Origin of the sequence: Paraburkholderia caballeronis (assembly GCF_900104845.1) — a bacterium.
GTDB lineage: Bacteria > Pseudomonadota > Gammaproteobacteria > Burkholderiales > Burkholderiaceae > Paraburkholderia > Paraburkholderia caballeronis.
Map to the genome: position 1 here is coordinate 999205 of NZ_FNSR01000003.1, position 22111 is coordinate 1021315.

The following is a 22111-nucleotide window of genomic DNA, read 5'->3' on the forward strand; positions in this document are numbered from 1 at the left end:
GGCGGCATCCCGCGCCGCCGGCGGCACCCGCTTCGCACTGTCACCGTCGGCGGACCGCATCCGGGTCCGCCCCGAGGAGCGTGATGATGGTCATCGATACGGAGCACGTCGTCCGTGGCGCGCGCATCGGGCAGCGCCGGTCTCCGCCCGTCCCCGCCAGCAGTCCGCGGCCTGACGCCCCACCCCGCCGCACTGCGCGCCACCGCCGGCGCATTCGCCGCAGCGGCGCATAACGGCCGGCTGCCCCCGCCCCTCACCCGGACCGCCCCATGATCCCCGGACGCCAATCGCAAGTGCTCGTCGCCGACGACCATCCGATCGTGCGCATCGCCATGAAGCAGTTGCTGGAATCGCTGCCCGGCATCACGGTGAGCGCCGCGCTGTCGTCGGGCCGCGAGTTGTTGCAGGCGCTCGAACGTTCGCAGCCGGACCTGATCGTCACCGACTTCACGATGCAGCAGGCGAATCCCGACGAGGACGGCCTGCGGCTCGTCGCGCGCCTGCGGCGTCTGTATCCGGCGATTCCGGTCGTCGTGTTCACGATGGTGACGAACGGCGCGATCCTGCATCAGCTTTGCCGGCTCGGCGCGGCCGGCGTGGTCGGCAAGGGCGAGGACATCGCGGCGTTAGGCCAGGTGTGCCGGCGCGTGCTGGCCGGCACGCCTGGCCCGCTGCTGTCGCCGGGCGTCGCCGCGCGGCTGTCCGAAGCGTCCGGCGAGCCGTCCGGCGCCGACGCCGCGCCCGACCTGACCGCGAAGGAACTCGAAATCGTACGGCTGTTCGCCGGCGGTTCGTCGCTGACCGACATCGCGCGCCAGTTGAACCGCTCGCTGACGACGGTCGCCACGCAAAAGCGCAGCGCGATGCGCAAGCTGCGCGTCACGTCGAACGCGGACCTCGTTGCGTATGCACGGGACCGGGGACTCGCATGACCCAGCCGGCCGCGCGCGACCCGGACGCGCCGCCGCTGCGCACGTTCCGGTCGCTCGACGACAACCTGCGGCGCGAGCGCCGCGTCTTCACGACGGTGATCGCGCTGCTTGTCTGCGCGACGATCGCGGTCGCGGCCGTCGCGATCGGCGCACGGCTCGCCGCGTCGCTGCGGACCGAGGAGCAGTTGGCGCGGCTCTACGACCAGACGCTCGCGGACAAGATCCTCGATCGCCATAGCGCGCTGACCGTCGCGTCGCTGATCCTCACGCTGCGCGCGAACGGCCAGTTGCCTTCGACGCCGGTCGCGAGCGACCGGCCGTGCCTGTCGCGCGGCGCGCACGGCGGCGAGCCCGCGTTGCAGGCAAGCTGCAACGAGGCGGCGCAACTGCTGTCGAGCACCGGCGACGGCCCGCCGTTGCAGATGATCCTGCTGGGCGACGGCTCCGCCTACCTGCATCAACCGCCCGACGCCGACTCGCCGCTGCCCGCCGACGACGCCGCGCTGGTCAGCACGGTCCTCGCGCGGCTCGCGGGCGCGCACGTCGACCCGCTGGCCGCCGCGCGCGACAAGCGCGTCGTCTGGTTCGCCGCGCCGTCGGCCGGCCGGCCGACGAAGGAGATGATCGGCGCGTCGGTCGTCGCGAAGGGAGAAGCGCCGTATGCGATCGTGCTGACGACGCTCGATCTCGCGGACCTCTACACAGCCACCGGCCCGGACGGCCGCGAGCCGCAGCCGCTGCTGCTCGACAGCGAAGGCCGGCTCGTGATCGGCACGGGCTCGCCGCCGGAAGCCGAGCGCATCAACGCGCGGCTCGCGAACCGCGCGGACGGCGTGTTCCACTGGATTCCGTCATACGGCTGGGCGCTGCGCCGCGCGGCGCCGTTGTCCGGCTTCGGCCACACGCTGTATCTGCTGCCGTACGCGCAACAGTTCTCCGCGATGCGCGGCGAGTTGCTGCTGATCGTCGCGGTCGCCGCCGCGCTGATCGTGCTGCTGCTGTCGATGTACCGCTACTGGAATTACCGGTTCCTCGGGCGGATCTACGCGCAGGCGTATCGCGCGCTCGAAAACGAGATGCTGAACCATCTGCTCGTCCATGCGACGCCGGTCGGGCTGTGCATCGTGCGGCGCGACGCGCTCGACATCGTCGTCGCGAATCCGATCGCGCGCCACGTGCTCGGCCTGTCGCCGGCCGACACGCGGCTGCCCGACGCGCTGCGCGACGAGTTCGCGGCGCGCGGCCAGCCCGCGGAAAACCCGTCCGACGAAACGACGATCGCGCAGTTCTCGTTCTCGATGCAGCGCGCGCCCGACGACGACGTCCATCTGGAAATCACCTACGCGCCCGCGATGCTCGACCGCGAGGACGTGTTCTTCTGCGCGATGACCGACATCACCGAGCGTCATCGCGCCGAGCAGATGCTGCGCGAAGCGAAGCTCACGAGCGAGGCCGCCGCGAAGGCGAAGGTCGCGTTCTTCGCGTCGATGAGCCACGAACTGCGCACGCCGCTCGCGTCGCTGGTCGGCAACATCGAACTGGTCGCGATGGGGCCGCTCGCGCCCGAGCAGCAGGCGCGCGTGCGCGCGATGCAGGTGTCCGCGAAGGGGCTGCTGCAGATCGTCAACGACGTGCTCGACTTCTCGAAGATCGACGTCGGCGAACTGGGATTGTTCGAGGAATGGGGTTCGCTCGCGGACGTGCTGGGCCGCATCGCGGCGTCGCATGCATCGCTCGCCACGCGCAAGGGGCTGCGCTTCTACGTCGTGTTCGACCGCAACCTGCCGGCGCGGCTGCTGTTCGATCCGATCCGCGTGTCGCAGATCGTGAACAACCTGCTCGGCAACGCGTTCAAGTTCACGAACTCCGGCAAGGTCGTGCTGCGCGCGCAGTGGGCCGACGAGCGCGTGCACCTGTCGGTCGTCGATTCGGGCATCGGCATTCCGGACGAACTGCGGCAGCGCCTGTTCCAGCCGTTCACGCAGGGCAGCGGCAGCCGGCTCACGCAGGCGCGCGGCACCGGGCTCGGGCTGTCGATCTGCGCGCGGCTGTGCCGGCTGATGAACGGCACGATCGAACTCGACAGCACGGTCGGCGTCGGCACCCGCGTCGCGGTAACGCTGCCGCTCAAGACGTCGGCCGCGGACCGCCATGCCGCCGAATGGACGCTGCCGTACCGGCGGCCGGCGCTGCTGTGCCGCGCGCCCGAATACGAGGAGTGGCTGACCGGCCTGTTCGACCCGGACGCCTCGACGGTGACGACGGCCGACGACACGCGCGAGCCGCTCGACCCCGCCGCGCACGACTTCGCGATCGTCACCGACGAATTCGCGGAAAACGAGGTGCTGGCGTGGTGGTCCGATCCGCGCACGATCGTCTGGGCGACGCAGACCGGGCCGCTCGTGCCGGCGCGGCGCGGCGACGGCGGCGTCGAGGTGTCGGTGTACAGCCTGCCCGGCCTCCGCCATGCCGCGCGCTCGATCGGCGCGCAAGCGCGGCCTGCCGCGCCCGGCGAAACAGGCGCGGCTGTCCCGGCTGCCGACGTCGCGCAACCCGCGCCGCCGTTGACCGTGCTGATCGCCGAGGACAACCTGCTGAACCGCAACCTGCTGCGCGACCAGTTGACGACGCTCGGCGCGCAGGTCGTCGAGGCCGCGCAGGGCGACGAAGCGATCGCGCTGTTCGACCGCCAGCCGGTCGATGCGGTGTTCACCGACATCGACATGCCCGCGCTGAACGGCTACGAAGTGCTCGAAAAGCTGCGCGCGCGCCGGCCGTCGATCCCGGTGTTCGCGGTCAGCGCGAGCGCGCTGCCGGAGGACATCGCCGAAGGACGCGCGCGCGGCTTCACCGACTATCTGACGAAGCCGGTGCCGCTCGCGGTGCTGACGGTCGCGCTGGAGTCGGTGCGCGACGCGCCCGCCGCGGCGGCCCCGCGCCAGCCGGACGTGCATCCCGCATTGCCCGACGCCGGCCTCCCCGACATTCCCGCGATCTCGCCCGAATTCGCGCAGGCATTCGTCGAGCAGAGCCGCGCGGACCTGGCCGAACTCGCCAGCGTCGTGTCCGCGCGGAGCCTTGCCGGCCTGAGACACTGGCTGCACCGGGTCTGCGGCGGCCTCGCGGTGCTCGGCGCGTCGAAGCTGCTCGACGACAGCCAGCGGTTGCGCGAAGAAGCCGCCCGCGCGGCCGCGTGGACCGACGACATCGAGCAGCGCAGCCTCGCGATCGGCGACGTGCTCGAAGAAATGCAGTCGCAATTGATCAGGCAGGCGTGATCGCGGCGGCCCACCGCGCCAGACATCACCCCGTCTTCCGTCACAGGCCCGCGCCTTGCTACATCGCCGCAACCCGGTCCGCGCCGCCGCGCGTCAGCCGGGTTTTCAGCCGCTGCGGAGACTCGACGATGAAAACCGCTACACGCATTGCAGAAGGTCATCCTTATCCGCTAGGCGCAACGTGGGATGGACGCGGCGTGAATTTCGCGCTGTTCTCCGCGAATGCGACGAAGGTCGAGCTGTGCCTGTTCGATGCGGACGGCCGGCGCGAAACCGAGCGCATCGAACTGCCGGAATACACCGACGAGGTGTGGCACGTGTATCTGCCGGACCTGAAGCCCGGCGCGATCTACGGCTATCGCGTGCACGGGCCGTACGAGCCGGAAGCCGGCCACCGCTTCAACCCGAACAAGCTGCTGCTCGATCCGTACGCAAAGGCGCACGTCGGCGAACTGCAATGGGACCCCGCGGTGTTCGGCTACACGCTCGGCAGCGACGCGCTCGACCTGTCGTTCGACGAACGCGACAGCGCGCCGTTCGTGCCGCGCTGCCGGGTGGTCGACCAGACGTTCGGCTGGACCCATCCGCAGCGCGTGCGCGTGCCGCGCGAGCGGACGATCCTGTACGAGACGCACGTGCGCGGCTACACGATGCGCCATCCGGACGTGCCGCCGCACGAACAGGGGACGTTCGCCGGCCTGTCGCACCCGCGCGTGCTCCGGTACCTCCGCGAACTCGGCGTCACGTCGGTCGAACTGCTGCCGGTGCACACCTTCGTCAACGACGCGACGCTGCTCGACAAGGGGCTGACGAACTACTGGGGCTACAACACGATCGGCTTCTTCGCGCCGGACCCGCGTTATTCGGTCGGCCGCCACGCATTGATCGACGAATTCAAGCAGATGGTGGACCGCTTCCACGAAGCGGGCCTCGAAGTGATCCTCGACGTCGTGTACAACCACACCGCCGAAGGCAGCGAACTCGGCCCGACGCTGTCGTTTCGCGGCATCGACAACGCGTCGTACTACCGGCTGATGCCCGACCAGCCGCGCTACTACATCAACGACACCGGCACCGGCAACACGCTGAACCTGTCGCATCCGCGCGTGTTGCAGATGGTCACCGACAGCCTGCGCTACTGGGTCGCCGAAATGAGCGTCGACGGCTTCCGCTTCGACCTCGCGACGATCCTCGGGCGCGAGCCGTACGGCTTCGACGAGGGCGGCGGTTTCCTCGACAGTTGCCGGCAGGACCCGATCCTGTCAAGCGTGAAGCTGATCGCGGAGCCGTGGGACTGCGGACCGGGCGGTTATCAGGTCGGCGGCTTTCCGCCCGGCTGGGCCGAATGGAACGACCGCTTCCGCGACACCGTGCGCGCATGGTGGAAAGGCGACGAAGGCATCGCGGCCGACCTCGCGACGCGGCTGTGCGCGTCCGGCGACCACTTCAACCGGCGCGGCCGCCGGCCGTGGTCGAGCGTGAACTTCGTGACCGCGCACGACGGCTTCACGCTGAACGACCTGGTGTCGTACAACGACCGGCACAACGACTCGAACGGCGAGGACAACCGCGACGGCCACGGCGACAACCGCTCATGGAACTGCGGCGCGGAAGGCCCGACCGACGACCCCGAGATCCGCGCGCTGCGCGAGCGCCAGAAGCGCAATTTCCTCGCGACGCTGCTGCTGTCGCAAGGCACGCCGATGCTGCTCGCGGGCGACGAGTCCGGCCGCACGCAGCGCGGCAACAACAATGCGTATTGCCAGGACAACGAGATCAGCTGGCTCGACTGGGACGGCATCGACGACGACGGCCGCGCGCTGGCCGCGTTCGTGCGCAAGCTGACGACGCTGCGCCACGCGCTGCCGGTGCTGCGGCGCAACCGCTTCCTGACCGGCGAGCACAACGACGCGCTGAACGTGACCGACGTCGAATGGCTGTCGCCGGCCGGCGCACCGCTCGCGCGCGAGCAGTGGGGCGACCCGTCGATGCGCTGCTTCGGGATGTTGATCGACGGCCGGTCGCAGACGAGCGGGATCATGCGGCTCGCGTCGGACGCGACGCTGCTGATCGTGCTCAATGCATATCACGACGTCGTCGATTTCCAGTTGCCGTCGGTGCCGGGCAACGATCAGTGGAGTTGCCTGATCGACACCAACATGCCGGTGCGCGACGAACTGCCGGAATTCGAGGCCGGCGACGTCTATCAGGTGACCGGCCGCTCGCTGCTGCTGTTCGCGCTGCATGCGCGCGGCGCGACGCAGCGCGTGTTCGAGCGGCTCGAACAGGACCTGACCGGCTGACTCGCCGCGCTAGCGCATCTGGAACAGTTCCTGGTGGAAATCCGCGCGATCGAGGCCGTGCGCGACGAGGTCGTTGCGCACCGCTTCGCCGAACGCGGGCGGCCCGCAAAACCACACGCTCGCACTCGCCCAGTCCAGGATCTCCTCCCGTATCCGCTCACCGTTCAGCCGGCCGTGCTTCGCATCGACGAGCAGATGCAGATGCACGCCGGCCGCGTGCGCGTCGGCGCTCAACTGGTCGATCGCCTTCTGCGAGAAATCGGCCGTCGTGTGGAACAGGTCGATCCGGTGGCGTCGGTCCGGATGCAGCGCCAGTTCCTTCATCCGCGCGACGAACGGCGTGATGCCGATGCCCGCGCCGATCCAGATCTGATGCGCGCGGCGGTCCGCGAAGGTGAAGCAGCCATACGGGCCTTCGACGCGCACCGGCAAGCCGATCCGCAACTGGTCCTTCAACGTGCGGGTGTGGTCGCCGAGTTCCTTCGTGAAGAACACGACCTGCGGCGCATGCGGATTCCACGCGGACGCGATCGTGTACGGATGCGCGCCTTCGTCCCGGTCGGACGTGACGAACGCGAACTGTCCGGAGTCGTGGCCGGGCCAGCCCGGCTTCAGGTCGATCGCCGTCTCCAGCACGCGCAGTTCCGGATACCACGTGAGCGACGCGACGCGCCCGTCCACCTTGCGCCGCGCGCCGACGCGCCCGGTCAGGACCCGCGCCGCCGACACGAGGCCCGCGACCAGCAGCGCCGCCGCGACGAAACCGGCCGGCGCGCTCCAGTAACCGAACCGCAGCAGCACCACGGCATGGAACGCCAGCGGCAGATACAGCACCGCGAGCAGCGTGTGGGTTTTCGCGAACCAGCGATACGGAAAGCGCGGGATCAGCGCCAGCACGATCAGCACGACCGCCGCATAAAACGCATATTCGCCGAGCGTTTCCGCGAGCCCGCGATACTCGCGCAGGGACTGCTGCACGGCCGACGTCGCGGGCGGCCTCGGTCCGCGCGGCGGCCGCACCAGCCAGCCCCAGCCGACCGCGTACTGCACGCCTTTCGCGAGCAGCCAGTGCAGCGCCGCGAACACGAGCCCGGCGATGCCGAGCCACTTGTGCAGCCGGTACATCTTGTCGAGGCCGGCGAGCGGCTTTTCGAGCAGACGCGGCCGGTTCGCGAGCACGAGCGCGAGGCTCATCGCGGCGATCGCCATCAGCCCCGTGTACTGGATCCATACGGGCCGCAGCGAGAACAGCGTGGCCGGCTGCGGGAACGGATCGTCCGACGCGATCCAGGCCAGCGTGATGGCGATCAGCACCGCCCACAGCGTCCATTTGATCTTCCGCATCGATAGCGCCTCCTTGCTGATTCAACATCCGTGCACGCGACGCGCCGCCGTCACGTGAAGCATAAGCAACCGCCCGCCGGACCGCGCCGGACGTGCACGCCCGACCGTAACGCCCGGAAACCTTTCAGAAACCCAACGTTTCGAAAAATCCGCGCCACTTCGATAGACTGCACGGTGCGGCCACCTGGCGGCCGTTGGTGGCGGCCGTCGCGGGTAGCCATGACTGGCGGCGGCATCACCTCATCCTGGGAATGCGTATGGGCTTGAACAGCTATCGGTACGGTCGCCACCCGGCGCGACGCGCGGGCGGACGAAAGGGCCCCGGGCGGCAACGCCCCGGGCCGGAAAACCCCGTGTGGGCAGGTCCCCGCGCGGTCGTCCGGCACGGCGGAGAACGGCGATGACCGACACCGGCACGCAACCCGCACCAGCCGCGCCGCGCAGGCGGCGCCGTTACGTCGTCGTCGCGATCGTCGCCGTGCTGCTGGCCGCGGTCGTGATCGTGCATATCCTGAGGCAAAAGAAGCCCGCCCCGGTTGCGACAGCGCAAGTGGTGACCGTTGCGACCGCGACGCTCGGTCCGATGCCCGAGATGCTGAGCGAACTCGGCACCATCACGCCGGTCGCGACCGTGACCGTGTTGCCGCAGTTGAGCGGTTATCTGGTCGCGGTCGGCTACCGCGAAGGCCAGGACGTCGTCAAAGGCCAGTTCCTCGCGCAGATCGATCCGCGCCAGTACGAGATCAGCAAGCGTCAGGCGGAGGCGCAACTCGCGAAGGACCAGGCCGCGCTCGCGCAGGCGCGCGCGGACCTCGCGCGCTACACCCAACTGAACGAGCGCCATTCGATCGCCGAGCAGACCTACACGGACCAGCGGTTTCTCGTCCAGCAGGACGAGGCGGCGGTGAAGGCCGACGAGGCGAACATCGCGCAGTTCGCGCTCGACCTCGAATACTGCCGCATCACCGCGCCGGTGTCCGGGCGGGTCGGGCTGCGGCTCGTCGATCCGGGCAACTACGTGACCGCGTCGAGCCAGCCGGGCATCGCGGTCATCACGACGATGAAGCCGACGACCGTCGAGTTCAGCGTGCCGCAGAACGCGCTCGGCCGCGTGCTGCAACGCTTCAATGCGGGCGCGCGACTGCCGGTCGACGTGTACAGCAGCGACAACAGCCGCCGGCTCGCGACCGGCACGCTGTACGCGATCAACAACCAGATGGCGACCGCGACCGGCACGGTCACGCTGCGCGCGACGGTGCCGAACGACGACGAGGCGCTGTTTCCGAACGAGTTCGTGAACGTCAAGCTACAGGTGGACACGCTGCAGAACGCGGTGCTCGTGCCGACGCCGGCCGTGCAGACCGGCGCGCCGGGCGACTACGTGTACCTCGTGAACGCGAACGACACCGTGTCGGTCCACAAGGTCACGCCCGGCCCCGGCGACGGCCGCCATACGGTGATCGTCGCGGGGCTCGCGGCCGGCGACCGGGTCGTCACCGACGGAATGGACCGGCTGAGCGACGGCGCGAAGATTCGTGCGGTCGCGGCGTCGGCCGCATCGGCTCCGTCCACCGCCTCCGCCCCGCCAGCGGCCGGGGCCGAACGCGAACCGGCCGCGAGCGGCCCGGGCGCGCCGGCTCCGGCCACTGCGCCGGCCGCCGCGTCGAATGCATCCTGACCGCCCGCCCGAGCTTCGATGAATCTGTCCCGCCTGTTCATCCTGAGACCGGTCGCGACGTCGCTGCTGATGATCGCGGTCGTGCTGGCCGGCGCGATCGCGATGAAGTTCCTGCCGGTGTCGTCGCTGCCCGACGTGGACTATCCGACGATCCAGGTCCAGACGTTCTACCCCGGCGCGAGCCCCGACGTGATGGCGACCACGGTGACCGCGCCGCTGGAGGTTCAGTTAGGCGAGATCCCCGGCCTTCAGCAGATGGTGTCGTACAGCTCCGAAGGCGCGTCGGTCATCACGCTGCAGTTCGACCTGTCGCTGAACCTCGACATCGCGCAGCAGAACGTGCAGCAGGCGATCAACGCGGCGAACAGCTTCCTGCCGTCCGGCCTGCCCGCGCCGCCGACCTACGCGAAGGTCAACCCGGCCGACCGGCCGATCCTCACGCTCGCGATCACGTCGAAGTCGATGTCGCTCACGCAGTTGCAGGACGCGGCGAACAACCGGCTCGCGACGAAAATCTCGCAGGTGCCGGGCGTCGGCCTTGTGACGACCGCCGGCGGCAACGTGCCGGCGATCCGCGTCGAGGCCGATCCGCAGAAGCTCGCCGCGTACGGCCTCAATCTCGACGACCTGCGCACGCTGCTCGCGAACGTGAACGTGAGCCAGCCGAAGGGCAACTTCGACGGGCCGGAACTCGACTACACGATCAACTCGAACGACCAGATCGCCGATCCGCACGACTATCTGGACACCGTGATCGCGTATCAAAACGGCTCGCCGGTGTTCCTGCGCGACGTCGCGCGCGCGAGCGAGGCTGCGCAGGACGTGGGCCGCGGCGCGTGGTACAACCGCACGCCGGCAATCGTGCTGAACGTGCAGCGCCAGCCGGGCGCGAACGTGATCGCGACCGTCGACCAGATCATGCGCCAGTTGCCGCTGCTCGAAGCGACGCTGCCGGCCGGGCTCCAGGTGACGGTCGTGTCGAACAGCACCGGCGCGATCCGCGCGTCGGTCGCGGACGCCGCGTTCGAACTGGTGCTCGCGATCGTGCTGGTCGTCGCGGTGATCTTCGTGTTCCTGCGCAACGTGCCGGCGACGGTGATCCCGAGCATCTCGGTGCCGGTGTCGCTGATCGGCACGCTCGCGGTGATGTACCAGCTCAACTATTCGATCGACAACCTGTCGCTGATGGCGCTCATCATCGCGACCGGCTTCGTCGTCGACGACTCGATCGTGATGATCGAGAACGTGGTCCGCTATCTGGAAGCCGGCAGGAAGCCGCTCGACGCGGCGCTCGAAGGCGCGGGGCAGATCGGCTTCACGATCCTGTCGCTGACCGTGTCGCTGATCGCGGTGCTGATCCCGCTGCTGTTCATGGGCGGCGTGATCGGGCGGCTCTTCAGCGAGTTCGCGGTCACGCTCGCGGTGACGATCGTGATCTCGGCGGTCGTGTCGCTGACCGTCGTGCCGATGCTGTGCGCGCGGCTGCTGCGCGCGCAGTCGCAGCGCAACCCGAGCCGCTTCGAGCGGATCAGCGAGCGCGTGTTCGAGCGCACGCTCGCCGCGTACGAACGCGGGCTGCGCGTCGTGCTCGACCATCAGACGCTGACGCTCTTCGTCGCGATCGGAACCGTCGTGCTGACTGTCCTGCTGTACGTGCTGATCCCGAAGGGCCTGTTCCCGGTGCAGGACGTCGGCGTGATCCAGGGGATCAGCGTCGCGGACAACTCGGTGTCCTACGCCTCGATGGTCCGCCGCCAGAACGCGCTCGCCGACGCGATCCTGCGCGACCCGGACGTCGCGTCGCTGACGTCGTACGTCGGCATCGACGGCACCAACCCGACGCTGAACAACGGCCGCTTCCTGATCAACCTGAAGGCGCACGACGACCGGCCGGAAGGCGCGGAAGCGATCGCGCGGCGCATCCAGCAGGCGGTCGCGAACGTGCCGGGCATCCGCCTGTACCTGCAACCCGAACAGGACCTGACGCTCGACACGACCGTGTCGCGCAACCCGTACAACTTCGTGCTGCGCGGGCCGAACCAGCAGGCGTTCGGACAGTACGTGCCGGCGCTGCTCGACCGCATCAAGAAGATTCCGTCGATCACCGACGTGACGAGCGACCTGAACACCGACGGCCTCAGCGTGAACGTCGACGTGAACCGGCAACTGGCCGCGCGCTACGGGATCACCGCGGCGACCATCGACAACGCGCTGTACGACGCGCTCGGCCAGCGGATCGTGTCGACCATCTTCCAGCAGTCGAACCAGTACCGCGTGATCCTCGTCGCCAAACCGGAGGCGCTGCCGACCGTCGAGTCGCTCGGCAACCTGTATCTGCCGAGCCAGACGAGCAGCACCGGCCAGGTGCCGCTGTCGGGCATCGCGACGATCCGCGTCACGCGCTCGCCGCTGATGGTGAGCCATCTCGCGCAGTTCCCGGCGGTGACGATCTCGTTCAATCTCGCGCCCGGCGCGTCGCTGTCGACCGCCGTGCGGCAGATTCGCGACGCGGAGCGCGAGGCCGGCCTGCCGCCGTCGATCACGTCGTCGTTCCAGGGCGCGGCGCAGGCGTTCGAGGACTCGCTGACGAGCGAGGTCTGGCTGATCGTCGCCGCGCTGGTCGCGGTGTACATCGTGCTCGGCGTGCTGTACGAGAGCTACGTGCATCCGGTCACGATCCTGTCGACGCTGCCGTCCGCCGGCGTCGGCGCGCTGCTCGCGCTGATGCTCGCGGGCCACGACCTCGACGTGATCGGCATCATCGGCATCGTGCTGCTGATCGGCATCGTGAAGAAAAACGCGATCATGATGGTCGACTTCGCGCTCGAAGCGGAGCGCGAGCACGGCAAGTCCGCGCGCGACGCGATCTTCGAGGCGTCGCTGCTGCGCTTCCGGCCGATCCTGATGACGACGCTCGCCGCGATGCTCGGCGCGCTGCCGATGCTGGTCGGCAGCGGCACCGGCTCGGAACTGCGCCGGCCGCTCGGCCTCGCGATCGTCGGCGGGCTCGCGGTCAGCCAGTTGCTGACGCTGTTCACGACGCCGGTGATCTATCTGTTCTTCGACCGCGTCGCGCAACGCTTCGGCCGCCGGCGCGGCGGCGCTGACACCGCGGGCGGCGCGAATGGTGCGGGCGGCGCGGACTCGGAGCCCGCGCCGTGAACATCTCGGCGCTCTTCATCCGGCGGCCGGTCGCGACGAGCCTGCTCGCGGTCGCAATCGCGCTGTCCGGGCTGCTCGCGTATTTCCGGATGCCGGTCGCGCCGCTGCCGAACATCGCGTTCCCGGTGATCGTCGTGCAGGCGAACATGGCCGGCGCGAGCCCGGAGATCATGGCGTCCACCGTCGCCGAGCCGCTGGAGCGCCGGCTCGGCACGATCGCGGACGTGAGCCAGCTCACGTCGATCAGCAACGTCGGCTCGTCGATGATCATCATCATGTTCGGCCTCACGCGCGACATCAACGGCGCGGCGCGCGACGTCGAAGCCGCGATCCAGGCCGCGCGCGCGGACCTGCCGACGACGCTGCGCAACAACCCGACCTATCGCCAGTACAACCCCGCGAGCGCGCCGATCATGGTGCTCGCGCTGACGTCGGACACGCTGACGAAGGCGCAGTTATACGACTCCGCCGATTCGGTGATCCAGCAGCAGTTGTCGCAGGTGGACGGCGTCGGCCAGATCACGCTCGGCGGCGGCGCGCTGCCGAGCGTGCGCGTCGAGCTGGAACCGGGCCGGCTGACGAGCTACGGGATCGGCCTCGAAGACGTGCGCGCGGCGATCGGCGCGGCGAACGCGAACAGCGCGAAAGGCCATATCGACGAAGGCGAGCAACGCTACGAGGTCGTGTCGAACGACCAGATCAGCCACGCCGCGCCGTTCCGCGACGTCGTGATCGCGTACCGCAACGGCGCGCCGGTGATGCTGCGCGACGTCGCGAAGGTGATCGACTCGAACGAGAACATCCGCAACGCGGGGCTCTACAACGGCAAGTCCGCGGTGCTCGTGATCGTCTATCCGACGCCCGGCAGCAACGTCGTGAAGACCGTGTCGCAGATCCGCGCGCGGCTGCCCGCGATCGAGGCCGCGCTGCCCGGCACGATCCGCGTGAACGTCGCGATCGACCGGTCCGAGTCGGTCAGTTCGTCGGTCGCCGACACGAGCCGCACGCTGTTCATCGCGGTGCTGCTGGTGATCGGCGTCGTGTTCGTGTTCCTGCTGTCGCCGCGCGCGACGCTGATTCCGGCCGTCGCGCTGCCGCTGTCGATCGTCGGCACGTTCGGGCCGATGTACCTGCTCGGCTACAGCATCGACAACCTGTCGCTGATGGCGCTGACGATCGGCACCGGCTTCGTCGTCGACGACGCGGTGGTCGTGCTGGAGAACATCGTCCGCCATCTGGAGGCCGGGCTCGAACCGAAGGAAGCGGCGCTGCGCGGCAGCGCGGAGGTCGGCTTCACGGTGATCTCGATGAGCCTGTCGCTGATCGCGGTGTTCCTGCCGATCCTGCTGATGCCGGGCGTCGTCGGGCTGCTGTTCCACGAGTTCGCGGTCACGCTGTCGATCGCGATCCTGCTGTCGCTGCTGGTGTCGCTGACGATCACGCCGACGATGTGCGCGTACGTGCTGAGCCGCGAACGGCTGCGGCGCACCGATTCGCGCGTCGGCAACTGGATCGACGGACTGTTCACGCGTTTTCGCGACGCGTACTCGCGCTCGCTCGACACGGCGCTCGACCACGCGATGCTGGTGATCGGCACGCTGATCGGCCTGCTCGTGCTGAACGTGTTCCTGCTGCGATTTTTGTCCGGCACGTTTTTTCCGGAGCAGGACACCGGCATCCTGATCGGCCAGATCATCGCGGACCAGAGCATCTCGTTTCCGGCGATGGAAAAGAAGCTCGCGCAGTTGCAGTCGATCGTGCAGCAGGACCCGGCGGTCGACTCGGTCGCCGGTTTCACCGGCGGGCGCGCGCTGAACACCGCGACCGTGTTCATCTCGCTAAAGCCGCTTGCGCAACGCCATCTGTCCGCGACCGAGGTCGTGAACCGGCTGCGGCCGAAGCTGAACGCGGTGTCCGGCGCGCGGCTCTTTTTGCAGGCGCAACAGGATCTGCAAATAGGCGGACGGCAGTCGGCGGCCGAGTATCAATACACGCTGACGAGCGACGACGCGAGCGCGCTGTTCACGTGGGTGCCGAAGCTCGTGACCGAACTCGGCAAGTATCGCGGGCAGTTGCAGGACGTGAATTCGGACCTCCAGCAGAACGGCCTTCAGACCACGGTCCACATGAACCGCGCGACCGCGATGCGCTACGGCTTCCAGCCGAACCAGATCGACAACGTCCTGTACGACGCGTTCGGCCAGCGCACCGTCTCGACGATCTACAACCCGATCAACCAGTATTTCGTCGTGATGGAAGTCGCGCCGCAATACTGGCAGTATCCGCAGACGCTCGACCAGGTGTTCTTCAGCACGGCGGCCGGCAATCCGGGCGGCACGCAGCAGACGCGGATGCCGGGCGGCACCGTCAGCGGCGTGCAGCCGCCGGTCGCGATCGCGGCCACGCAGGGCGCGACAGGCGGCACGAACGCGCTGAACGCGGATGCCGAGGCGAACCAGCAGACCAACAGCATCTCGAACAGCAAGGGCGGCAATTCGAGCGGCAGCGCGGACAGCACCGCCGCCGAGACGATGGTGCCGCTGCCCGCGTTCGCGACGTGGAGCAACAGCCACACCGCGACGCAGGTGAACCATCAGAGCGGGCTCGTCGCCGGCACGATCTCGTTCAACCTGCCGACCGGCGGCTCGCTGAGCGCGGTCGGTCCGATCCTCGACAAGGCGGCGCGCGACATCGGGATGCCCGCGTCGATTCACGGCTCGTTCGCGGGCGCCGCGCAGGCCTATGCGCAGTCGATGCAGACCGTGCCGCTCCTGATCATCGCGTCGCTCGCGGTGGTCTACATCGTGCTCGGCGTGCTGTACGAAAACACCATCCATCCGCTGACGATCCTCTCCACGCTGCCGTCGGCCGGCATCGGCGCGACGCTCGCGATGCTGCTGTTCGGCACGCCGTTCTCGGTGATCGCGATGATCGGCGTGATCCTGCTGATCGGCATCGTGAAGAAGAACGGCATCATGATGGTCGACGTCGCGATCCAGTTGCAGCGCGACGAACGGATGGACGCGCGCCGCGCGATCCACGAAGCCGCCGTGATCCGGCTGCGGCCGATCATGATGACGACCGCCGCCGCGGTGCTCGGCGCGGTGCCGCTCGCGCTCGGCCTCGGCCAGGGCGCATCGCTGCGCCAGCCGCTCGGCGTCACCGTGATGGGCGGCCTGATCGTGAGCCAGGTGTTCACGCTGTACACCACGCCGGTGATCTATCTGTACCTCGACCGCTTGCGCGCGCGGCTCGCGCGCTGGTCGGACCGGCTGCCGTGGAATCGCAGGCAGGACGAGAGCGCATGACGATGAACGCACATTTCCCCCCGCTCGCCGCGCTGACGTTGGCACTCGCGCTCGCTGGCTGCACGGTCGGCCCCGACTACCGCCGGCCCGACGTGCCGGTGCCGGCCACCTGGAAGGAACTGCCCGGCTGGACCCGCGCGGAGCCGGCCGCCGGCGGCCCGAAAGGCGCGTGGTGGAGCGGCTTCCACGATCCGCTGCTCGACGAATTCGAGCCGCTCGTGTCGGTGTCGAACCAGACCGTGCGGCAGAGTTATGCGAACTACCAGCAGGCGGTCGCCGAGGTGCGCATCGCGCGCAGCGCGCTGTTTCCGACCATCGGCGTCACCGGCTCGCTGACGCGCGAGCGGTCCGCCACCGGCTCGTTTTCCGGCAGCAGCGCGCTTGCCGCGAGCCGGCTCGGCGGCGGAGGTTTCCAGGCGGTGAACAACGCGGGTTCGCTCGAAGCGAACGTCAGCTGGGCGCCGGACCTGTGGGGCCAGGTGCGGCGCACGATCGAGGAAAACACGGCGACGGCGCAGGCCAGCGAAGCGACGCTCGCGAACGCAACGCTGTCCGAACAGATCGCGCTCGCGAACGCAGTGATCGGACTGCGCGTCGCGGACGCGAACATCGACCTGCTGACAGCGACCGTCGACGAATACCGGCAGTTCCTGCGCGTCGTCGGCGACCAGGACCGCGCGGGCACCGTGCCGCCGTCCGATCTCGTGTCCGCCCGCACGCAACTCGAAAACGCGCAGGCGAGCCTGATCGCGCTCGGCGTCGCGCGCACGCAGAACGAGCATGCGATCGCGGTGCTGGTCGGCCGCAATCCCGAGGAACTCGACGTGCCACACAGCGCCGCGTTGCCCGCGCTGCCCGAGATCCCGGCCGGCGTGCCGTCGACGCTGCTGCAACGCCGGCCCGACGTCGCAACCGCCGAACGGCAGATGGCGGCGGCGAACGCGTCGATCGGCGTCGCGATTTCCGCGTATTACCCGGATATTTCGCTGTCCGGTTTCAACGGCTTCACGCAATCGCCGCTCGCGGGGCTGCTGCGGATCAGCAACTACGTGTGGTCGCTCGGCGCGAGCGCGACGCAGACGCTGTTCGACGGCGGCGAGCGCAGCGGCCAGGTCGCGGCGGCACGCGCGAGTTACGACGCGGCGGTCGCGAACTATCGCGGCACGGTGCTCGGCGCGTTCGAGAGCGTCGAAAACGATCTGGCCGGGCTGCGCATCCTCGCGAACCAGGCCGACGCGCTCGATGCCGCGGTGCGCGACGCGACGCGCGGCGCGCAGATCGCGCTCGACGAATACGAGGCCGGCACCGTCGATTACACGACGGTCGCCACCGCGCAGGCGACGCTGCTCAGCACGCGGCAGACCGCGCTCGGCGTGCAGCAGCAGCGGCTGCTCGACGCGGCGTCGCTGATCGGCGACCTCGGCGGCGGATGGAACGGCGCGCTGCAAGACCCGTTGCATCCGGCAGCGCAGCAGGAGCAGAGCGCGCGTTAGCCGGCTCGCGTTCCGTTGGGACCGGTGCTGCGCCCGCCTCGTCCGCTTTCCCTGCGTAGCCGTGCTACGACTGCGGGGCTGCGCGGCCGGTTTACCCGTGCGCGCGGCGGCCGGCTGCGCGAGTCGATTCGGCATGCCGCTACGCAGAGGTATGTCGGAGGCTACGAGGCGCGGCGCGATAGCGGCAGTCATCGGCGGGAACCCGACGGCGGCGAACGATGCACGAAAGGCTGCGGCACAGGCACAAGGCTGCGACGCAACACCAGTCGCCCGGCGAACGCCGGCCGACCGCGACAAGTTTCGTCCACGATGCCGACGCCCCATCGCCTCCAGCACGCGATCAGCTTGCCGTTACCGCGTCCGCGACGACTCCGCATCGGCAATGGGAAGCGCCGACGCCGGCAGCCCGAACGCCCGATCGAACGCGAGGTTGAACAGATACGTGTAGACGAGAAAAAACGCGATCAGCCCGAGGTCCATCACGAACGCCTCGACGAGCGACACGCCGAGCCACCACGCGAAAAACGGCACCAGCATCACGACGAGGCCGCCCTCGAAGCCGGCCGCATGCGCGACGCGGCGCGCGAGGTCGCGGCCGCGCTTCGTCTGACGCGCCTCCCAGCGCTCGAACAGCGTGTTGTACGTGAGGTTCCAGCCGACCGCGACCAGCGCCGACACCACCGCCGCGACGCCCGCGCGGCCGGTCTCGCCGTGCGCCATCGCGGACAGGCCGGTCGTCGTCATCGCGATCGCCAGGCCTTCGAACAGCAGCACGTACACGATCTTGCGCCTGATTCCCTGCATGCCGACCTCCGGGCCGAATGACAACGGGCTTGATCGTATCCGTTGAATCCTGATAAAACCAGTCGGGTTCTTTCAACAAAATTGAAGGGTCACCGATGGCATTCAACTCCGACAACGTCGCGGTATTCATCGAGGTGCTCGACCGGGGGTCGTTTTCCGCCGCGGCGCGCGCGCTCGGCAAGGTGCCGTCGGCGGTCAGCATGACGATCGCGGGCCTCGAAGCCGAACTGGACCTCGCGCTGTTCGACCGCGCCGGCCGTGAACCGGTGCCGACCGCGGCCGCGCGGGCGCTCGAACCGCGCGCGCGGCAGCTCGCGAGCCAGTTGAAGCAACTCGACGCGCATGCGCTCGCGCTGCACGCGGGGCTGGAGCGGCGGCTGACGATCGCCGTGGCGCCCGAACTGCTGTCCGCGCCGTGGAGCGCGCCGTTGCAGACGCTCGCGCGCGAGTACCCGTCGCTCGAAGTGGACATCGTGACCGCGCCGCAGACCGACGCGGTGCGTCTGCTGCACGAGGGCCGCGTGCAGCTCGCGCTCGTGTTCGAGCGGCCCGGCCTCGACGAGCGCGAAGGGTTTCAGGAGTTCAGCAGCGAAGTGCTGGTCGCGGTCGCCGCGCCGGACCACCCGCTCCTGCAACGCGGCGATGCGTGCATCGGCCACGACGACCTGCTCGCCGCCCGGCAGATCGCGGTCGCGAGCCGCGGCGACAGCAATCCGGACAGCCGCACGCTGGTGTCGCGCTCGACGTGGCGCACGGACAGCCACCTCGCGACGCTCGGTCTCGTGCAGGCGGGCCTCGGCTGGGCGTACCTGCCGCGCACGCTGGTGCAGCCGCACGTCGCGACCGGCACGCTGGCGGAAATCGCGCTCGACAACATGACGAACGAAATCTGCCTGTGGGCGGACGTTGTGTGGTCCACGGAACGGCCGCTGGGACTGGCCGCGCAACGCTACGTCGCGCTGATGCGCGAACGGCGCGGCACGACGGCGAACGACGCCGGCCGCGACTCGCCCTCGCGCTGATATCACCCGGAAAAAAATCGGCTGCGATCATCGTGTGCGGGTCCGCTTCGCATCCGGTGCGCTGCCGCACATACGCGCGCGGCGGCGCACCGGCATCCTGTGCAATCCGGACCGACGGAGCGCCGCGTAGCCGCCCCGCTCCGGCTCGCCGCTGACCGTGAAACGCACGCCCCCGAAGGAGTCCGAGCGTGGAATGGAACGTCGAAGCCAGCCTGTCGCATTTGCGCCGCATCAGGAAGCCGAAACCCGCGCCGCCGTATCAGTGCGCGCGGCACGTGCACGCGGCGCTCGAAGCGGGCGGCCTCCGTCTGCCGCCGATCGAAAGCCGGCATCCGGAAGACGGGCCGTCCGCGTGCGACTACGGCCGGCCTCTCGAACAGGCGGGCTTCGCGGTGTTCTACGACAATCTGAACGAGGATCTCGCGAGCACCTCGTATGCGCCGGCCGGCGGCGACATCACGATCTTCATGCCGATCACGTCGGAAATCGTCAGCGAGATCGCGATCCATCTGCACCGGCACGGCCACATCCAGATGTACGACGACGTGAGCGCCGCGTGGATCTCCGACTTCAGGCAGGGCGACTTCTTCCCGGACCGCGACACGCGGATCGGCTACGACCGCTTCCAGATCTACCGCCATGCGCATGCGTCGGCCCGCGCGCGGTGACGTCCTCCGCCGCGCTCACAGCCCCGTCGCGCTGACCGTCAAGCCGGGGCCGCCCGCGTTGTTCGCCATCGTCAGCGCGACGTGGTGGCGCAACGCGATGTGCTGCGCGATCGCGAGGCCGAGCCCGCTGCCCTGCGCCTGCGAGCCGCTGCCGCGATAGAAGCGGTCGAACACGCGGCCGAGTTCGTCGGCCGGGATGCCGGGGCCGGTGTCGCGCACGTCGAACGCGACGCTATCGCCCGCGCGCCGCAGCACCACGTCCACGGTGCCGCCCGGCGGCGTGTAGCGGATCGCGTTGTCGACGAGGTTCGCGAGCATGATCGACAGCGCGTGCTGCTCGCCGAGCACCACATAGCGGTCGTCGGCCTCGTGCTCGTCGCGGCATTCGAGGCCGAGGTCGATCCCCTTCGCCTCCGCGAGCAGCGACAGGTCGCCGACCACCTGCTCGCCGACGTGCCGCAGGCTGACCGGCTGCATCACCGTCGCGACCTGCGCGTCCTCGCGCGCGAGCGTCAATAGCTGCTGCACCAGATGGATCAGCCGGTTCAGCCGGCCCTCGACGCGCGCGAGCGTGCGCTCGTCGCCGCGCAGCGAGCCGTCGCTGACCGCCGCCTGCAATTGCAGCTTCAGCGCCGCCAGCGGCGAGCGCAGTTCGTGCGCGGCGTCCGCGATGAACGTGCGCTGCGCCTGCAACGCGGTGCCGAGCCGTTCGAGCAGGTCGTTCAGCGCCTCCGCGAGCGGGCGCACCTCGACCGGCAGCCGTTCGAGATCCGGCAGCGGTTCGAGCGATTCGATCGAGCGCGTGCCGAGCGACTTCGACAGCCGGCCGACCGGCGCAAAGCCGCGCGACACGACCCACAGCACGAACGCGATCGCCACCGGCACCATCACGAGCAGCGGCCACAGCGTATGCCACGCAAGGCGCAGCGCGAGATCGTTGCGCACCGACACCGGCTGCGCGACCTGCACGAAGCGCCCCGGCTGCGCGAGGCTGAACACGCGCCAGTGATGATCGCCGCGCCGCGCCGTGCGGATGCCGGGCGGAAAACGCTCCGGCGGCGGCGAGTCCGGCGACTGATAGAGCAGTTGCCCGGCCTGATTCCAGATTTCGATCGACAGACGGTCGTCGGCGATGCTGTCGAGCCCGTCGGACGACGAATGCTCGGCGGCGATCGCGCCCTGCACGTCCGCGGGCATCGACAGCGCGACCGTGCGCAGTTCGTAGTCGAACAGTTCGCTTGCCTCTTCGCGCGCCTTCTGGAAGATGCCGAGGCCGGCGACCGCCGACATCGCCGCGAAGCCGAAAATCAGCCAGCCGAGCAGCCAGCGCCGGATCGACTTCATTCGATGCTCTTCATCCGGTAGCCGACGCCGCGCACGGTGACGATCTGGTCCGCGCCGAGCTTGCGCCGCAGTCCGTGCACATGCACTTCGATCGCGTTGCTGCCGACTTCGTCGCCCCAGCCGTACAGCTTGTCTTCGAGTTGCGCGCGCGTGAACACGCGCGACGGCGCCTCGATCAGCGCCTGCAGCAGCGCGAACTCGCGCGGCAGCAGGCGCAGCGGCTCGCCGTGCTTCGTCACTTCGTGCGCGGCGGGGTCGAGCGTCAGGTCGCCGTGCGCGTAGACCGGCTGCCGGTGGTCGGTGCGACGGCGCAGCAGCGCGCGCACGCGCGCGGCCAGTTCGTCGAGATCGAACGGCTTCACCAGATAGTCGTCCGCGCCCGCGTCGAGACCGCGGATGCGGTCCTCGATCGCGTCGCGCGCGGTCAGGATCAGCACCGACGCCGCGCCGCCGCCCGCGCGGTATTCGCGCAGCACGCCGATGCCGTCGCGCTGCGGCAGCCCGAGGTCGAGCAGCACCAGATCGTAGACGCCGTTGCCGAGCGACAGCGCCGCCGCGCGCCCGTCCTGCGCCCAGTCGATCGCATAACCGGCGCGGCGCATCGAATCCAGCACCGTTTCGGCGATCATTTCGTCGTCTTCGACCAGCAGCAGCCGCATGTTTCCCTCGTTTGGATTTCGTCCGGGGCGCATTGTCGGTGGCGGAACCTTACCGTTTCCTTATCCGGGATTTTTTCCGTTGCCGGTGGCGGACGGCCGGCTGCCTGGGCCGCGTG

General features: G+C 69.3%; 13 protein-coding genes. 9 read left to right on the top strand and 4 right to left on the bottom strand.

The window, feature by feature from the left end; genetic code table 11:
• Positions 1–269 precede the first annotated feature (269 nt).
• The 3 genes from BLV92_RS30965 to glgX all read left to right on the top strand — a co-directional run bounded on the left by BLV92_RS30965 (position 270) and on the right by glgX (position 6513).
• Positions 270–932 (top strand): response regulator, encoded by a 663-nt coding sequence (locus BLV92_RS30965; RefSeq protein WP_090553005.1) that lies wholly within the window; start codon positions 270–272, stop codon positions 930–932.
• Positions 929–4210, top strand: coding sequence for an ATP-binding protein (locus BLV92_RS30970; RefSeq protein ID WP_090553007.1), 3282 nt, complete (start codon positions 929–931; stop codon positions 4208–4210). Before BLV92_RS30965 ends, BLV92_RS30970 begins: the two co-directional genes overlap by 4 nt.
• Positions 4211–4338: 128 nt before the next feature.
• On the top strand, positions 4339–6513 hold the full coding sequence (gene glgX / locus BLV92_RS30975; RefSeq protein WP_090553008.1) for a glycogen debranching protein GlgX: 2175 nt from the start codon (positions 4339–4341) through the stop codon (positions 6511–6513).
• Positions 6514–6522: 9 nt separating this feature from the next.
• Here glgX and BLV92_RS30980 read toward each other — a convergent pair whose 3' ends face one another.
• Positions 6523–7857: a ferredoxin reductase family protein gene (locus BLV92_RS30980; protein ID WP_090553009.1), complete on the bottom strand. Its 1335-nt coding sequence runs from the start codon at positions 7855–7857 to the stop codon at positions 6523–6525.
• A gap of 400 nt (positions 7858–8257) precedes the next feature.
• On the opposite strand from BLV92_RS30980, the gene BLV92_RS30985 reads away from it, so the two are divergent.
• The 4 genes from BLV92_RS30985 to BLV92_RS31000 are packed head-to-tail and all read left to right on the top strand — an operon-like array spanning position 8258 to position 17498.
• The gene (locus BLV92_RS30985; protein ID WP_090553011.1) at positions 8258–9535 is read left to right on the top strand and encodes an efflux RND transporter periplasmic adaptor subunit; all 1278 of its coding nucleotides are present in this window, start codon (positions 8258–8260) and stop codon (positions 9533–9535) included.
• Between the two features lie 18 nt (positions 9536–9553).
• Entirely contained in the window at positions 9554–12697 is a 3144-nt protein-coding gene (locus BLV92_RS30990; protein WP_090553012.1) for an efflux RND transporter permease subunit, read from the top strand.
• Positions 12694–16005, top strand: coding sequence for an efflux RND transporter permease subunit (locus tag BLV92_RS30995; protein ID WP_090553014.1), 3312 nt, complete (start codon positions 12694–12696; stop codon positions 16003–16005). Before BLV92_RS30990 ends, BLV92_RS30995 begins: the two co-directional genes overlap by 4 nt.
• Positions 16002–17498, top strand: a complete 1497-nt coding sequence (locus BLV92_RS31000) for an efflux transporter outer membrane subunit (RefSeq protein ID WP_373681875.1) — start codon at positions 16002–16004, stop codon at positions 17496–17498. Before BLV92_RS30995 ends, BLV92_RS31000 begins: the two co-directional genes overlap by 4 nt.
• A 351-nt stretch (positions 17499–17849) precedes the next feature.
• Here the strand turns inward: BLV92_RS31000 and BLV92_RS31005 are convergent, their stop codons facing one another.
• Positions 17850–18302, bottom strand: coding sequence for a PACE efflux transporter (locus BLV92_RS31005; RefSeq protein WP_090553214.1), 453 nt, complete (start codon positions 18300–18302; stop codon positions 17850–17852).
• A 95-nt stretch (positions 18303–18397) separates the two neighbouring features.
• Between BLV92_RS31005 and BLV92_RS31010 the strand changes: the two genes are divergently transcribed.
• Positions 18398–19324: a LysR family transcriptional regulator gene (locus BLV92_RS31010; RefSeq protein ID WP_090553016.1), complete on the top strand. Its 927-nt coding sequence runs from the start codon at positions 18398–18400 to the stop codon at positions 19322–19324.
• 188 nt (positions 19325–19512) lie between these two features.
• Entirely contained in the window at positions 19513–19992 is a 480-nt protein-coding gene (locus tag BLV92_RS31015; RefSeq protein ID WP_090553017.1) for a hypothetical protein, read from the top strand.
• 15 nt (positions 19993–20007) lie between these two features.
• Here the strand turns inward: BLV92_RS31015 and BLV92_RS31020 are convergent, their stop codons facing one another.
• Together BLV92_RS31020 and BLV92_RS31025 are read right to left on the bottom strand one after the other, a co-directional pair.
• Entirely contained in the window at positions 20008–21336 is a 1329-nt protein-coding gene (locus tag BLV92_RS31020; protein WP_090553019.1) for an ATP-binding protein, read from the bottom strand.
• Positions 21333–21995: a response regulator gene (locus BLV92_RS31025; protein ID WP_090553021.1), complete on the bottom strand. Its 663-nt coding sequence runs from the start codon at positions 21993–21995 to the stop codon at positions 21333–21335. The genes BLV92_RS31020 and BLV92_RS31025 overlap by 4 nt, the downstream gene beginning before the upstream one ends.
• Between the last annotated feature and the right edge of the window lie 116 nt (positions 21996–22111).

What these genes read in the sequence shown, in the direction of transcription:
- glgX (WP_090553008.1), top strand. Translation starts at nt 4,339, where the DNA reads ATGAAAACCGCTACACGCATTGCAGAAGGTCATCCTTATCCGCTAGGC.
- BLV92_RS31000 (WP_373681875.1), top strand. Translation starts at nt 16,002, where the DNA reads ATGACGATGAACGCACATTTCCCCCCGCTCGCCGCGCTGACGTTGGCA.
- BLV92_RS31020 (WP_090553019.1), bottom strand. Translation starts at nt 21,336, where the DNA reads ATGAAGTCGATCCGGCGCTGGCTGCTCGGCTGGCTGATTTTCGGCTTC.
- BLV92_RS31010 (WP_090553016.1), top strand. Translation starts at nt 18,398, where the DNA reads ATGGCATTCAACTCCGACAACGTCGCGGTATTCATCGAGGTGCTCGAC.
- BLV92_RS30970 (WP_090553007.1), top strand. Translation starts at nt 929, where the DNA reads ATGACCCAGCCGGCCGCGCGCGACCCGGACGCGCCGCCGCTGCGCACG.
- BLV92_RS31005 (WP_090553214.1), bottom strand. Translation starts at nt 18,302, where the DNA reads ATGCAGGGAATCAGGCGCAAGATCGTGTACGTGCTGCTGTTCGAAGGC.
- BLV92_RS30985 (WP_090553011.1), top strand. Translation starts at nt 8,258, where the DNA reads ATGACCGACACCGGCACGCAACCCGCACCAGCCGCGCCGCGCAGGCGG.
- BLV92_RS30980 (WP_090553009.1), bottom strand. Translation starts at nt 7,857, where the DNA reads ATGCGGAAGATCAAATGGACGCTGTGGGCGGTGCTGATCGCCATCACG.
- BLV92_RS30965 (WP_090553005.1), top strand. Translation starts at nt 270, where the DNA reads ATGATCCCCGGACGCCAATCGCAAGTGCTCGTCGCCGACGACCATCCG.
- BLV92_RS31025 (WP_090553021.1), bottom strand. Translation starts at nt 21,995, where the DNA reads ATGCGGCTGCTGCTGGTCGAAGACGACGAAATGATCGCCGAAACGGTG.
- BLV92_RS30990 (WP_090553012.1), top strand. Translation starts at nt 9,554, where the DNA reads ATGAATCTGTCCCGCCTGTTCATCCTGAGACCGGTCGCGACGTCGCTG.